The sequence below is a fragment of the Flavobacterium sp. HTF genome (assembly GCF_003105115.1).
Lineage (GTDB): Bacteria > Bacteroidota > Bacteroidia > Flavobacteriales > Flavobacteriaceae > Flavobacterium.
This window is the reverse complement of sequence record NZ_QETH01000013.1, coordinates 17,592-34,557: the sequence shown is the minus strand read 5'-3', so window position 1 is coordinate 34,557 and position 16,966 is coordinate 17,592. Positions and strand designations below refer to the sequence as shown.

The window sequence follows — 16,966 nt, the reverse complement described above, 5'->3', positions numbered from 1 at the left end:
ATTTTTTAGTAATTGTTATACGGCAAATGTATTAGCATGGTATAAATTGGGCATCACCATTTCTAGTGATTTTTAGTGTATTTTGATTTCTTCTTTCAAAGGGATTTTTCCTTTATTTTCTATAATTTCATTCAGCATTGCAGACGCATAGCCCATTATTTTGGCTTTTCTTGCCTGTTCCAGTGCTTTTTTAGGATGGTGTAATTTGTAGAATATCTCTCCCAGATTGCAGACATAAATAGGTTCTTTCGGATTTATCTCTACCGCTTTTTCAAAATATCCCAAAGCCTCTTCATAACGCAGTTCCAAATCCAGGATACAGCCAAAACTATTGTAAATGTGCGCCAGAGCGGCCGGTTCGTGTTGTGTTTTGGTAATAAAATAATCTTTTTTGGCATAACAGGCATCAAAACCTTTGGTGTACCAGACCAGCCTTGCCTCGAGAAAATAAGCAAAACCAAACCTTGGATCGATTTCTAATAAAGCATCACATTTTTTTTGTGCCGAATCATAATCCTTTGCAAAAACAAAATCCCAGCCTTCCTGCAAAAGTTTTCTTTTCAGGTCGTCTTCTTTTTTATCGGCCTGCTCCTCTTCAATTTCTTTTTTCCACCTTTCATCAATCTCAATTTCCCAATCGCCAAAGAATATCTTTTTTCCGTTTACCACAACATTAAAAACCATTTCAATTTCTGATTCATTATGAAAATCAAGAGAAAATAAAACCGGATCATTTTCATTTTCGCTTTTGTTTTCTTTTATAACCTGATTGAGTTTCTGAACATCAATATGCAATTTCAACCACGGAAACAGGGATGAGCCTCTGTAAACAAATACAATTTTTGTTGGTAAAAATCGCAGTTCAGGCTCGGCTATGGCTTCTTTTTCTATTTTTTTATAGCTATTGAAAGAAGTATCATAAAACTCAATATAATTTCGTTCGTCCAAACCGGAAAATTTCAGGTTCCAGACCTGTTTTTTATTTTGCAGTTCAAAGCGTTCCCTGATTGTATCCGATTTTTTTAGTTTTTCTATTAATGCTGAAAAACGCTCTTCGTCATCATAATACTTGTGCGACCTACGGTGTTTTTTTATCCTTTCTTCTTTTTCTTCCGCGCTGATTTCAACTGTATTATTAGCAGAAAAATCAAGCAAAACTATATCTTCGGTATATAACTTAAATCCTCCGTTCTGATAAAGGTGAAGCTGCATTCGCTTGCTTTTTTTTCCTCTCAGGGCTTCCGATTCGTCATAAGGATATTTTTCCTGTTCCAAAACCAGTTTTTCATTTAGAAAAGGCACATTTATACTAAAATATTTGTCCTCCACAATAGAATACCATTTCATTTCAAAACGGTCACTATTAAACGGAATATGGATTAAACTTGAAAAAGCCGATTGCTGCAGGTGATTGTATTTTGACCGGGTTTCCATTTCGTCCAGTTCTTTATCGGAATAAAACGGAACATCATTTTTTACCTGTATGTCTGAAATCCTGTGTTTAGAAGAGTTTATAAAAGTAATGGAATCAATATAGGTAAGCAGTTCACGATCATGATAAACGCTAAACGGGGTATTAAAATATGTTTGTGCCAGCCGAACCCTTGCCAGATAATTAATGCTGATTTTATATCCGTAATGGGCAAAAGGGCTTCCGAAAAGAATAATGATCCAAATACCAAAATATAGCCCATTAAACAAACCGGTCTTCTGATACCTGACCAATGCATATACGCCATAATCTACAAAAAGCAAAAGTGCTGTTATCCCCAAAACCCCGGCAAGAAATTCTAATGTAATATATGTCAGGGATTTGCCATAATAATATATATAAAAGTAACCGCACCAGGCAATAATAACATTAAAAAAAATGGCGGTAATAATTCCAAAAACATACAGCAGGCCATAACTAATCAAAGCAGCGACAAGTAGTAACCCAACCGGGAAAAATGCTTCTCCGCTGAAATAAACCGGATCAATTCTTTTATAAGAAGTATAATTCTTCATCATTTATTCTTTTATTTCAATTAAAAAATCTGCTGTATCTTTTTCATCCAACACAAAAGGAACCGGTATGTAAGACCCCTGCAAAGCGGGACCATGCTCACCCGTTTTTTTGTTGAGACTGTATTTTCCAAATGAAAATTCATTTTCGCAATCAATAAAATAATCATTTTCGCCTTCGCGGATGACATTTTCAAAACTTGGGGAAAACAAACCAAATTTTTCTTTTATAAAAGCAAGAGCAACAAGATCTGCTTCAGTAGGAATATAAAAAGACGTATTAATAAGGTTATCAAAAGGCAGGATATTATTTTGGGTTAAATTTACTGTTATATCAAAATCTACCGGCTTGTCAGTTAGCGGTTTCAAAGGAAAAAATTTAATAATCCTCCGGAATTTCACCAGCACTCCCCTGCTGTTTTTCCAGGCTGTGATTTCAAAATCACGCGGGTCAAATGTTACATTGGGCTGTTGTTCAATAATCAGGTTAAAAGCCATTTGTACCAGCTCTTCTTTTTTTCTGTTCTGTAATTCTTCCATATTCCTGTCCGCTTTTTTATTCTGGGCGATTGCCAGCATGACATTAAAAACCAAAATAATAGCTATACACCGTTGCCTGATTTTCATATCAGTTTATTTTTAAGATAAGCGAAAGCAAATGTAGAAGAACACAAAACGTGCAGGCTCACTAGAAATGATGATTTTTGAGGAAAGAAAAACCTGCACTACAAGCCCTTTTAATGTGGTTTGAATTTTAAAATAAGTCAGACGAAGCAAATAATAATCAAAACCGCATAAATAATAATTGATATTATGATACTAAAAAACATATCATACATTTGTCTCACAACAACCAAAAACCAAAACCACGTGAACCCAAAAATCCGTTTAATCTGTTTCTTAGCATTTATTCTTGCCTTCGGGATATCTGATGCTCAGAATGTTCAGATAGACAGTTTAAAAAATGCGCTGCGCATTACCAAAACGGATACACTAAAGGCTAATCAATACAATCAGCTGGCAGATTTATACAAAGAAATCAATCCCGATTCGACTTTGTATTTTGCTAACAAAGCGGCATTGCTAAGTTCAAAAAACGATTATAATTTTGGACTGGCAACAGCAAATTTCAATAAGGGAAATGCTTCTATAATACTGGCAAATTATTCGGTAGCCTTAAAATATTTCAGGAATGCGCAGTCAGAATTTCAGGCTGCTTTACAAAAAGATCCTCTGAATAAAAAAGCAAAAAGCGGCCTGGCACGTGCCTACGCAAGTTCCGGGGTCGTGTATTCCGAGCAAAGCAAATATGTTTTATCATTAAAAAATTACGAAAAAGCCTTAGAATTTTATCAGGAACTGAAAGACCAGAAAAACATTTCTAAAGTGCTGAACAATATTGGCATCCTCTGCAAATCACAGCAAATTTATCCGAAAGCGTTGTATTACCTTAAGGAAGCTTATAAAATACAATTGGTTCTGAAAGAAGAAAATGCTCCCATGACACTCACCAATATTGGCGCCATTTATTTTGAATCAGGAAAATATAAAGAGGCTCTTTCCTATTATGAAAAGGCAAAAGCAGGTTTTGAAAAATACCAGAACAAACGCGGATTTGCACTTCTCAATAATTATCTAGGTGATTATTATAAAAAACAAAACAATATTCTCCTGGCACAAAATTATTACCAAAAATCCCTGGCTTTGTATGAGGAACTGCAGAATAAATTCGGGGCTTCTCTTGCCGTTTACAACATCGGGCTTTTATTGCAAAAACAGCAAAAATACAGTGAAGCTCTTTCTTATGCCAAAAAATCATTAGCGTATGCACAGGAAATTGGCGTTCAGGACCAGACTTTTCATTCGGAGAAACTGGTGAGCGAATTGTACGAATCCATGAATAATCCAAAAGAGGCATTATTGCATTACAAAAATTATATAAACGCCCGTGACAGTATAATCAATCAGGAAACAAATATGAAATTCGCGGAAGCGGAAATGAATTATGAGTTTAAAAAGAAAGAAGCATTACTGTCTGAAAAGCACAAAAGGGAAATTCAGTTTGTTATCTTTTCGATTTTAGGCGGGTTGCTGCTGATCATTTTAAGTCTGGTTATTTATAACCGAATGCAGGTAAAACGCCAGCTGACATTAAAAAAAGAAGTGGCAGAATACGAACAGAAAGCACTGCATTTGCAAATGAACCCCCATTTTGTTTTTAATTGCCTGAGTTCTATTTCCAGTTTTATTGTTCAGAACGGAACGGATTCGGCTTTGAAATACCTGTCTAAGTTTTCCAAATTAATGCGGCTTACTTTGGAATATTCAAAAGGTTCCCTGATTCCGATTGATAAGGAAATTGAAAGCCTGCAGAATTATCTGGAACTGGAACAGCTCCGGTTTGATGATAAATTTGAATTTGAAATTCAGTCTACTGAAAATGTAGAATTTAATATGGGATTACCGCCACTGCTTATACAGCCCTTTGTAGAAAACGCCATTCTGCACGGCATGGTTCCCAAAGACGGAAAAGGAAAAATAAGCGTTCGTTTTGATGTCCAGAAGCTACAGCTTGTCTGCACTATTACTGATGACGGGATCGGTTTATCTGAATCGAAAATTTTAAAGGAAAACTCGGTTACAGCACACCAGTCCATGGCATTAGCCATCACCAAAAAACGGCTTAAGATTATGGAATCCATTACGTCCAAATCGGCTAAAATTGAGATTTCCGATCTAAATTCCGAACCACAAAAAACGGGTACAAAAGTCACTTTGTACCTGCCAATTCAATACATACCATAATACCTGAATAAATGATAACAGCACTATTAATAGACGATGACAAGCATTTGCGAACGGGTTTGAAAGCACTTCTGGAACGTTACACCAATGATATTCTAATTGTTGGTGAAGCAGAAAGTGTCAAAACAGGAATTGTTGCCATAGAGAAATTACGCCCGCAGGTAATTTTTCTTGACATTCACCTCACAGACGGAACCGGTTTTGATATCCTGGAACGCTTATCAAAAATAAACGGCAAAATAAAAGCGCACGTGGTTTTTATTACCGCTCACGAGCAATATGCCTTAAAAGCGTTTAAATTCAGTGCTCTGGATTTTATTTTAAAACCTGTTGACCCCGAAGAGCTGCAACTTACAATGGCCAAAATAAAAGAAGCTGTCGGGAAAAACAACTCCTTTGAGAACATCGATTTACTGCTGGAGAATATCCGGAAGAAAGTAGATAATTTTAAAAGAATCGCCTTGTCTACCAGCGACGGAATTCATTTGTTTGAAGTTTCGGATATCATTCGCTGCGAAGCCAAAATTAATTACACCCAGTTTTTTATCAAAAATCATAAACCGGTATTGATTTCCAAAACACTGAAAGAATACGAAGAATTATTGACTGAACACGGTTTCGAACGGATTCATCAGTCCCATTTAATCAATTTATCTTATTTAAAATCGTATATCAAAACCGATGGCGGATATGTAATTATGGCGGATAATGCCAATATTCCGATTGCCCAGAGCAAAAAAGAAAAATTGCAGGAACTCATTAATTCACTTTAAAAAAACACCCCAAGATTTCTAACGAATACTCAAAACCAGTTTATTATGAGAAAAAAATTACTCTTAATGGTATTGCTTTTTACCGGAATGGTAAATGCGCAGATCCTCACTTTTACCGATCCTGTCTTTAAAGCCATGCTGATAAATGGCGGTGCAAATAACTTTACAGCCTATTCCGGCGGTGTTGCCGTAACCCGGATTGATACCAACTTTGACAATCAGATTCAGGCTTCAGAAGCAGCTATTATTGACAGGCTCTGGATAGAAGGCCTCAATGCCCCGCAGGTTACCAATATTCAGGGAGTTGAAGGTTTTACCAACCTGACCGACTTAGGTTTCAGGGAAATTAGCGCCACAAACATTAATCTGGCTACAATGCCCAATCTGAAAACTTTCTTTTGCAAAAGCCCGACACTGGTTTCTGCTACAATTTCAGGTTTTAACGCTCTTACTACCCTTTCGGTACAGGAAAATCCGTTACTGACAACATTAACGGTTTCCAATTGTCCGGCTTTGTCTATGATTATAGCGCAGCAAAACAGTATTTTTTCTACTCTGAATCTTAGTAACCTAAACGGATTAACACAAATATACCTGGCAGATAACCAGCTTACTGCAATAGATTTTACGAGTTGTCCCAACCTGGAATTTTTTAATGCAGTAAATAATAAAATTACAAGTATAAATGTTTCCGGTTTAACCAAATTAACGGTCATTAGCGTGACGGATAATCCAACTCTTACTACAATAAATGCCGCAGGCTGTACATTACTGGATATTCCGGGTTCTGAATTTGCCCAGAACCATGAAATCACAACTGCCGATTTTTCGAATTGTACAAGTTTAAAAAGACTTGATATGCCGGATAATAAACTGACTTCCTTAAATCTTTCGGGTTGTAGTGCCCTGACGCAATTTAGTGTAAGAAACAACGATTTACCACTTATAAATCTTTCCGGCTGTACTTCCCTGATCAGGGCCGAAGCTTACAATAACAAACTTACTGCGCTGGATGTGAGTGATTCACCAAATCTTCTCGAACTTTTAGCAAATAACAACCTGATTGCTGACTTAAACGTGACGGGCTGTGTCAATTTAGAAACGGTTACCGTACGTATAAATGAAATTCCTTCCTTAAACCTTTCGGGCAATACACATTTAAAAGTGCTGGATATAGACGATAATCCGACAACTTTATTGAATCTTGCCGGTTGTAGCGGCTTAACATATTTAAATATTGCAAATACGACTATTGCCAATGCCGATTTTTCAAATTGTACTGGTTTACCCTCTCTTAATAATACAAGCAGTTTATTGGCATCCATTAATGTGCAGGGCTGTACTGCTCTTGAAACTTTTTCTATTTCAGGGACCGTTTCTCAAAAAATGCCTCTTACCACTGTAAATGTTGCCGGGCTTAGTAGTTTAAAGCAATTTAACTGCAGTTATAGCAATGTTACTGCAATTGACCTTACAGGCTGTTCAGGATTAACCAGTTTGTTTTGCAACAATGCACCGATAACCACATTAGATTTTTCAGATTCTCCGAATATCGAAATCTTAAACGTGAGCAACACACAACTGAAAAGCATTGATATTTCTAATCTAACCAATTTCCAGTCATTGTCAGCAAACAGTATTCCGACTCTTGAAACTGTTTTTGCCAAAAACGGAAAAAACGAAAGTCTGTTCTTTACTTCCGCAAATACTGCCCTTAAATTTGTTTGTCAGGATGAGGCAGATATCGCCGCTACAAAAACCTATCTGGGTAATTTGGGATTATCAAATACGGTGGTAAACTCTTACTGTACTTTTACTCCGGGCGGAAGTTACAATACTATAACCGGTACTATTTCTTTTGACATTGACAATAATGGCTGTGATGCCGCTGATATTAAACAACCCAATGTGAAAGTCGGTATTAATGACGGGACTATTCAAAGTGAAACTTTTACCAACATCAACGGAAAATTTACTTACTATACAGATGCAGGAAATTTTAATATCACACCGCATCTCGAAAATCCAACCCTGTTTACTATTTCTCCGGTAAATGCCTTACTTACTTTTCCGGACAAGAATAATCATGTTACTACACAGGATTTCTGTATCACTGCCGCAGGTTCACAAAGTGATGTTGAAATTGTGATTGCTCCTATTTCTCCTGCAAAACCCGGTTTTATGGCCTGGTACCAGATTACAATCAAAAACAAAGGAAATCAGGCTGCCAGCGGAAGCTTTAATTTTACTTATAACCAAACCCTTTTGCATTACGGTCTCGCAACTTTAGCTCCGGCAGTACAAATTCCGGGTGAACTGGGATGGAATTACACCAACCTGATTCCTTTTGAAAGCAAAAGTTATTATGTAGGCTTAAATGTAAATACTCCTGTACAGGTTCCGCCCGCAAATCTGGGAGATATACTGAATTTTACCGCAACGGTAAATCCAATTGCGGGAGATTTTAACCCGGCAGACAATGTGTTCAATTACAGTCAGGTTGTTGTGGGTTCATTTGATCCAAATGACATTACCTGTCTGGAAGGAAAAAGCGTTTCTCCTGGTACCATTGGTGATTACCTGCATTATATAGTGAATTTTGAAAATACCGGAACGGCTGACGCTGAAAACGTAGTGGTAAAAATTGTTATTGATGAAACCAAATACGATGTAAATTCATTGCAGTTAATAAGTTCTTCGCATCCATCACAAACTACTGTTCATGGAAATGTAGCCGAATTCAGCTTCCCGAAAATTAATCTTAAAATGGCCAAAGATCCTCCGGTTGGAAGCCACGGAAATATTTTATTCAAAATAAAAACGGCAGCAGATCTTGTAACAGGTGACCATGTTGAAAAAGAAGCAGAAATCTATTTTGACTACAACGCACCAATTGAAACCGAAAAAGCAGAGACTATTTTCAAATCATTAGGAGTTAAAGATCATGAAGTAGACAAAAGTGTTGCTTTATATCCAAATCCGACTAACGGAAATGTAAATATCAACAGCAATACGACCATAAGAAGTATTGAATTATTTGATGTTCAGGGAAGAATCCTTCAGACGGTAATTGAAGACAACAATGCTGCGCAGATTGATCTTTCGAATAAGGCAAACGGTCTTTATTTCATCCGAATTACAACCGAAGCCGGTGTCAAAGTCGAGAAATTAATTAAAAAATAAAACTAAAAATACTAAGAGATAAATTTAGGACATACTTATTCTCTTTCAAAAGCCTTCTGAATCATACGATTTAAGAAGGCTTTTTTATTTTGGAATCAAAACCTGAGAATCGCTGTGTTTATTGGCTTTTACCTGCAAAATAATTCATCATGATACCTTCTTCAAAACATACAAATACCCTGATTACAATTTTATTGGTGAAATTTGTTACCTTAATATTTACTTAAACTAACTATTTGACCATGCACAAAAAAATACATTACTTATTTGCTGCAACCCTCCTGGCATCGTGTTCTGTAAAACAATACCAGACCATAGATGACGGCATTATTGTAAGCGTAAAGCAAAACAGTACAACTGATGTCCAGAAAGTACGAATTCAGGTTTTACAGGATGAACTGATTCATGTTTCTGCAACACCCGATGCAGAATTCAAAAAAGATTCTTCGCTGATTATCGTTGCCGGAAAATCAAAAGTTCCGTATAAAGTAGAAACCAATGTTGCCGATTCCATAGCGGTAATAACATCAAAATTAAAAGTGATGGTTTCTAAAGTAAACGGCGGAATCAACTTTAAGGACAAAGACGGTAAAACGATTCTGGCTGAAAAAACAAGAAATTTTACTCCAATTGAAGTAGAAGGCACAAAAGGATATACCGTTCGTCAGATTTTTGATTCTCCTGCCGATGAAGCTTTTCACGGATTGGGTCAACATCAGGCAGATGAGTTTAATTATAAAGGTAAAAACGAAGAATTGTTTCAGTACAATACCAAAGTTTCCGTGCCTTTTATCGTTTCAAACAAAAACTACGGGGTTTTGTGGGACAGTTATTCCCTGAGCCGTTTTGGCGAAAGCCGTCCGTATGCGCAATTGAATACGGTTTTTAAATTATATGATAAAAAAGGAAATCCGGGAGCTCTTACCGGGACTTATATTTCGAATGTTAAAGACGTACAAAACATCGAACGCAAAGAAGAATCAATTTTCTTTGAAGACATCAAAAGCATTAAAAAACTGCCACAAAATTTCCCTTTAAAAAATGCCAACGTAACATATGAAGGAGAAATTGAAGCACCGGAAAACGGAACTTATAAATTTACTTTATACTATGCCGGTTACGTAAAAGTGTATTTAAACAACGAATTAGTAGTTCCGGAACGCTGGAGAACAGCATGGAATCCTAATAGTTTTAAATTCGCACTTCCGCTACAAGCCGGAAAACGTGTACCCCTAAGAATTGAATGGAAACCTGACGGCGGAACTTCGTATTGCGGTTTACGTGTACTGACGCCACAACCGGCAGAAGAAGTAAACAATCAGGTTTGGTGGAGCGAAATGACGCAGAAAATCGATTATTATTTCGTTCACGGAAATTCTGCAGATGAAGTAATTAAAGGCTACCGTACCCTTACGGGAAAATCTCAGATTATGCCAAAATGGGCAATGGGATACTGGCAAAGCCGTGAAAGATATAAAACACAGGATGAAATTGTGGGGAATCTAAAAGAATTCAGAAAACGCAAATTCCCGATTGACAACATCGTTCTGGACTGGAATTACTGGGAAGAAGATGCCTGGGGAAGCCATGAATTTGACAAAAAACGTTTCCCGGACCCACAGAAAATGGTAGATGATATTCATGCTTTGAATGGAAAGATGATGATTTCGGTCTGGCCGAAGTTTTATAAAACGACCGAACATTTCAAAGAATTTGACCAAAAAGGCTGGATGTACCAACAAGCCATAAAAGACAATGTTCGTGACTGGGTTGGTCCCGGTTATGTAGGTTCTTTTTATGATGCGTATTCCGGCGGAGCAAGAAAATTATTCTGGAAACAGATTTATGATAATTTATACCCGCTAAAAATTGATGCCTGGTGGATGGATGCCAGCGAACCAAACGTACTGGATTGTACTGATATGGATTATCGCAAAGCATTGTGCGGACCAACGGCTTTGGGTTCATCTACCGAGTTTTTCAATACTTATGCCTTAATGAATGCAGAGGCTATTTATGACGGACAACGCAGCGTTGAGCCAAATAAAAGAGTGTTTTTGTTAACCCGTTCGGGATTTGCAGGTTTACAGCGTTACTCTACAGCAACCTGGAGTGGTGATATTGCCACGCGCTGGGAAGATATGAAAGCACAAATTTCTGCCGGACTGAACTTTGCGGTAAGCGGTATTCCGTACTGGACAATGGATATTGGTGGTTTTTGTGTAGAAGACAGATATGTTGGCGGACAACAGCAATACGACAAAAACGGACAGGAAAATGCTGATTACAAAGAATGGAGAGAATTAAACACACGCTGGTTTCAGTTTGGTGCTTTTGCTCCTTTGTACAGAGCACACGGACAGTTTCCGTTCCGTGAGCCGTGGAATATAGCACCGGACACACACCCTGCTTACCAGTCCATTTTGTACTACACGAAACTTCGTTACCGATTGATGCCGTATATCTACACCATGGCCGGAATGACGTATTTTGATGATTATACCATCATGAGACCTTTGTTTATGGATTTTGCTGCTGACAAAAAAGTGCAAAATGTAAGCGATCAGTTTATGTTCGGACCTTCATTTATGGTTTGTCCGGTTTATAAATACGAAGCCCGTAACCGAAATGTGTATTTCCCTGAAGGAACAAACTGGTTTGATTTCTATACAGGCCGTTACATCACGGGCGGTCAGCAGGTAAATGTTGACGCTCCTTATGAGCAGATTCCGCTATTCATTCGCGAAGGCGCCATTATTCCGGTTGGACCTGAAATACAATACACTACAGAGAAACCGGCTGACAAAATTGTACTGTATGTCTATATGGGACAAGATGGTAAGTTTACTTTATATGAAGATGAAAATGAAAATTATAACTACGAAAAAGGAAGTTTCTCTAACATCGCTTTCAGTTATAACGAAGCTTCGGGAACACTGACCATTGGTGACCAAAAAGGCAAATTTGACGGAATGATCAAAAACCGAAAATTTGTAATTGTAGCCGTAAGCAAAAACAAACCACAGGCTTTTGATTATGAGGCCAAAGGAAAAGAAATTACTTATGACGGACAGCAGCAGATTATTAAGCTGAAATAAAACAGAAAAGAGGTTTATGCTAATTGTATAAACCTCTTTTTTATTTTGTAAGCATACCTACAAGGTTTTTGGAAACCTTGCAGGAACGTTAATTTCAAAATATTCTGAAAATTTCACATAACAACTCCTGCAAGGTTTTAAAAACCTTGTAGGTATAATTAAGACGTCTTATGATGGAATTTTAAGATTTTGTTGCCACGAATTACACAAATTTCACGAATTCATTAAATATTGATATGAGGCGAAAGGAAAAGAAATTACATATGACGGACAGCAGCAGACTATTAAGCTGAAATAAAACAAAAAAGAGGTTTATTAGCATAAAACCTCTTTTTATTTTGTAAGCATACCTACAAGGTTTTTGGAAACCTTGCAGGAACGTTAATTTCAAAATATTCTGCAAATTTCATATAACAACTCCTGCAAGGTTTTAAAAACCTTGTAGGTATAATTAAGACGTCTTATGATGGAATTTTAAGATTTTGTTACCACGAATTACACAAATTTCACGAATTATTCTTTCATCAATATTTAATAAATTCGTGGAATTCGTGTAATTCGTGGCAATACATTTTTTCTATACCTTCTCAAAATATACTATCTTGTGCTTTCAAAAGCTGTGACCTTAAATGAACCCTTTTAACCGAATTGTATACCTCCTTTTTTTCTCGCTTCTCGCTTGCTTTGAAGCTGCGGGACAATCGTATACATTTCATCATTTAAGAACCAGCGACGGACTTTCTAACAGCACCATAAAAAGCATTCTCAAAGACAGTTATGGTTTCTTGTGGATTGGTACAGAATCCGGACTAAATCGTTATGATGGCTACGGATTTAAGGTATATGCAACAAAATCAGATAAACCTTCCTCGATAATAAATGACGATATCCGCGGACTACAGGAAGACGGTTTGGGCAATATCTGGATCAGTACCGAATTCAGTTATATTGTCTATCAGCGAAATAAGGATAATTTTAGAAGTGATATTCCGAATTTACTAAAGGAATTTGGAATAAAAGCAGATCAGAATTACAAAATTTATGTAGATAAAAACAAGGATTTATGGGTCTTGTACGGCAATAAAGTTTTTGTTTATGACACGCATAAAAAAGCTTTAAAAACCTTCCTGACCAAAGAAAAAATAACGGAAGCTTCGGATATTTTTTTAGGCGATAACGGAAATACTCTTTTCCGAATCCTGAAATCAGGGAATATTTTAAAAACAACCAAAAAAGACGGTAAGGAATCTATTCTAAAACTTCCCGGTTTCGTCACACAAAACATTCGAAATCAAAAAAATAAAATCTATACCGATGCCCAAAACGGCTTATGGATTTATTCTAAAACGGCTTCGGTCTTTTATCAGAAAAACAGTCAGACAGAGTGGAAAAAAATCACACTCAACTCGTCTGTTAACTCGCAAAACGATGTAATATTTGACATAAAAGACGGCGAAAACGGTAAAGTCTGGATCGGAACAGATCATCAGGGCATTTTTGTTTATAATACCGTTACTACTGAAGTTACCAACATTATTTATAACCCAAATTCAAATTCTTCCATTGCTTCAAATAATATCGGATGTTTGTATAAAGACGATACCGGAACAATGTGGGCAGGCCATAACAAAAAAGGCATTTCGTATTATAACAGCAGTTTCGGAAATCTCGTTAATACAGAACTGCAGGATTGCAAAGACGTAAGTAATTTTCTGGAAGACAAAAACGGAAATCTCTGGCTCGGAACCGACGGAAACGGTTTGTATCTCAAAGAAAAATCCACCGGAAACAGTATCAGAAAAATGCCTATTGCGAGCAATGTGATAGTAACTTTACTCGAAGATAAAAAAGGCAGAATCTGGGTTGGAACTTATTTAAATGGATTATTTTGTTATGAAAACGGAAGTTTCAGGCATTATACCACAGAGAATAGTACTTTAAATTCAAATGACATCTGGAGCCTCAAAGAAGACCGTTATGGCAACTTATGGATCGGTACGCTGGGGCGTGGAATTCAGTGCCTTCGAAATGATGTAGCCCGTTTTGAAACAATAACCAAAACAATCAAAGGTTTAGAATTTACCCTCGATATGTTTTACGACAATGGTGATGCCTTATATGTTGGCACAGACAGCGGACTTTTTACTATTGATATCGTTACAGGAAAGCAGGAAAAACTCTCCGGAAACAAAAGCAAAACCCAAAAATTCAGACAGCAGTTTACTTCCAGTATTTTTCGGGATTCCAGGCAAAATGTATGGCTTGGGCACTCAAAAGGCTTATCTGTTTGGGACACTAAAAAGGACACCGTTTATTATTTTGACAAAACGAATGGCTTATGCGATAATATCATCAAAGGAATTATCGAAGACAATCACCAGCATATCTGGGTAACGACAAGCAATGGCTTATCGGTTTTGAGTGTTGAACCCAATGCAAAAGGGATACTGAAAATAAGCAGCAGAAATTTCTCTGCAAAAGACGGACTACGTGATAATTACTTTAATACACACGGGATTTACAAACGGGAGAACGGAGATATTCTTTTAGGAGGCACGGAAGGATATACTACTGTAAATCCGAATAAAATGGCAGAGAAAAGCAAACCTCTTGCCAAAGTTATTTTTACAGGGTTGACCCTTGGCAATACTCCGGTTCAGGTAGATTCGCTCTACAACGGGAGACGATTGCTGATACGTTCTATGGAACAAACGTCTGAAATAAAATTCAGTCATGATGATAAATTAATTGCCATTCAGTTTACCACCGCAGATTTAATCAATGCTGATAAAGTCCGCTATTTATATAAACTCGAAGGTTTTAATAATCAATGGCTTCCGACAGAAAATAACAAAATTGAATTTTCATCACTGGCTCCGGGCTCCTACAAGCTTTTAATAAAAGCTTCAAACAGCGACGGAATCTGGAACGAAAAAGCGACCGTATTAGATATTACAGTAATGCCTCCCTTCTATTTATCCGGCTGGGCAATATTGTTTTATATGCTGGCAATTGCCGGAATTACGATTTACTTTATCAGACAGACAAAGAAAAAACATCAAAAAGAACTTGAACAACAACGAATTAACTTAGAACATCTGCAGCAGATAAATCTAAATGAAATGAAACTGCGCTTTTTCACCAACATCAGTCACGATTTAAGAACACCGCTTACACTGATTACCATTCCGTTACAGACTATTTTGAATAAAGATCTGGAAGAAGGTCTTAAAGCAAAACTGAACATCGTGTATAAAAATGTAGAGCAGTTAATGACGCTCATCAACTCATTACTCGATTTTAGAAAACTTGACGTGGGTACCGAACAGCTGAACTTAAAAGCCGGCGATTTTGTTTATTATATCGAAGAAAGATGCACGCTTTTTCAGTCGTATGCCACAGACCGCAACATAAAATTCTCTTATACAAGTGAAATGGAAACGTTTCTGATGGAATTTGACAGTGTAAAAGTGCAGAAGATTCTTTTTAACCTTTTATCGAATGCTTTTAAATACACACCCGATGGCGGAAGTATTAACCTGCATATTTATAAGGAAAATAAAAACATATGCGTGACCATTTCAGATACAGGACATGGGATTCCCGATCATGAAAAGAAAAATATTTTTGAACGTTTTTATCAGGCAGAACAAAGCGAGGAAAATACCGGAAGCGGAATCGGGCTTCATATTGTACGCGAATACATAAACATGCATGGAGGAAGTATTTCGGTTAAAGACAATTCGCCGAAAGGCAGCGTTTTTACCTTTTGCCTTCCGGTACAAAAAGTCAAAAACCAGGAGCAGATACAAGCATTGGAAATCATTCCTGAAAAGAAAACAGACGAAAAGCCAATCTTGCTTTTTGTAGATGATAATAAGGATTTCTGCGATTTCATGTCCGAAAGTCTTTCTGAATTTTACACGGTTTTAATAGCCTATAACGGATTGGAAGCTGTAGAAAAACTTCAGGAAAACAACGTCAATATTGTGGTAAGCGATGTGATGATGCCTAAAATGAGCGGAACAGAATTGTGCGCCCAGATTAAAACCACGATCGAATGGTCACATATTCCGGTTATTTTACTGACTGCAAGAACGGCAGAAGAATATAAAATTGAAGGACTTATGCTGGGTGCGGATGATTATCTGACGAAACCTTTTAATTTTAATCTGCTCAAACTTCGTGTTGACAAATTTCTGGACTGGACAAAAAAATCACATCAGGCTTTCAGCCAGAAAATTGATGTTGCGCCAAGCGAAATCACGATTACTTCCCTTGATGAACAATTAATCGAAAAAGCGATTAAAACGGTTGAGGAAAACATTAGCAATCCCGACTTTACAGTAGAAGAACTAAGTGCCATCGTTGGTCTGAGCAGGACGCATTTGTACAAAAAACTAATGCACATCACCGGAAAAGGCCCTGCGGAATTCATTAGAACCGTAAGATTAAAAAGAGCCCGACAGCTGTTGGAAAAAAGTCAGCTTCAGATTGCCGAGATTGCTTATGCGGTTGGTTTTAATTCACCCAAAAGATTTACCGTAAACTTTAAAAATGAATTCGGAATCTCCCCTTCTGAATATTTACGCAATTTGAAATAATTTTTTTCTGCTATTATTTTTTAATAAAACCTGAATTTCAATAAGTTACAAAAGATAATTTTTCTTTTCAATTTTCTTTTCAATTTTTTTTAAACTTTCTCAATCCAAATCATCTGTTTGTACGTAAATGGAGGAAACGGTACTCTTGATCAGGGTAAATTCAAATGGTAATAGTTTTTTGGAGCATATTGGATTTATCACACTCTTGATTATCGTTTTTTCTTAATTTTAAAGTAGAAACAGGTTGGAAAAATTAAACATTCAGAGGTTAAAAAGGACGTTAGAATATTTGGAAAGCAAACAACGTGAATTAAAAAATCAAAAAGAAAACGACACCCGAAGCCTGGAGTCCATGATAAAATATTTGAAGAAAGATATGATGGAACAGTTTAAACTGGCCGATCATGTTTTATTATCCATGAAACAGGAAATTAAAAATACAGAGACTTTTATAGTTATTGTAAAAAATATTATTGACGCTAATTCGTAATATTTCAAC

The 16,966-nt window shown here is 36.8% G+C and carries 8 protein-coding genes; 6 read left to right on the top strand and 2 right to left on the bottom strand.

The features are described from left to right. Positions 1-72: 72 nt before the first annotated feature. Both DCO46_RS06145 and DCO46_RS06140 read right to left on the bottom strand, forming a co-directional pair. Positions 73-2,010, bottom strand: coding sequence for a hypothetical protein (locus DCO46_RS06145; protein WP_243416263.1), 1,938 nt, complete (start codon positions 2,008-2,010; stop codon positions 73-75). After that, the gene (locus DCO46_RS06140) at positions 2,011-2,631 is read right to left on the bottom strand and encodes a hypothetical protein (protein ID WP_124019544.1); all 621 of its coding nucleotides are present in this window, start codon (positions 2,629-2,631) and stop codon (positions 2,011-2,013) included. Positions 2,632-2,874: 243 nt separating this feature from the next. Here DCO46_RS06140 and DCO46_RS06135 point away from each other — a divergent pair, with 243 nt between their 5' ends. The 6 genes from DCO46_RS06135 (at position 2,875) to DCO46_RS06110 (ending at position 16,957) form a co-directional block, all read left to right on the top strand. After that, positions 2,875-4,809, top strand: coding sequence for a tetratricopeptide repeat protein (locus tag DCO46_RS06135; RefSeq protein ID WP_165828855.1), 1,935 nt, complete (start codon positions 2,875-2,877; stop codon positions 4,807-4,809). Between the two features lie 11 nt (positions 4,810-4,820). Then, positions 4,821-5,582 carry a LytR/AlgR family response regulator transcription factor gene (locus DCO46_RS06130; RefSeq protein WP_116751685.1) on the top strand — a complete coding sequence of 254 codons (762 nt, stop codon included), beginning with the start codon at positions 4,821-4,823 and terminating at the stop codon, positions 5,580-5,582. Positions 5,583-5,627: 45 nt separating this feature from the next. Continuing rightward, complete coding sequence (locus tag DCO46_RS06125; RefSeq protein WP_116751684.1) at positions 5,628-8,765, top strand: T9SS type A sorting domain-containing protein; 3,138 nt, start codon at positions 5,628-5,630, stop codon at positions 8,763-8,765. Between the two features lie 242 nt (positions 8,766-9,007). Then, on the top strand, positions 9,008-11,863 hold the full coding sequence (locus DCO46_RS06120; protein WP_116751683.1) for a TIM-barrel domain-containing protein: 2,856 nt from the start codon (positions 9,008-9,010) through the stop codon (positions 11,861-11,863). A 629-nt stretch (positions 11,864-12,492) separates the two neighbouring features. After that, entirely contained in the window at positions 12,493-16,467 is a 3,975-nt protein-coding gene (locus DCO46_RS06115) for a hybrid sensor histidine kinase/response regulator transcription factor (protein WP_116751682.1), read from the top strand. 244 nt (positions 16,468-16,711) lie between these two features. After that, entirely contained in the window at positions 16,712-16,957 is a 246-nt protein-coding gene (locus DCO46_RS06110) for a hypothetical protein (RefSeq protein ID WP_116751681.1), read from the top strand. The last annotated feature ends 9 nt before the right edge of the window (positions 16,958-16,966 follow it).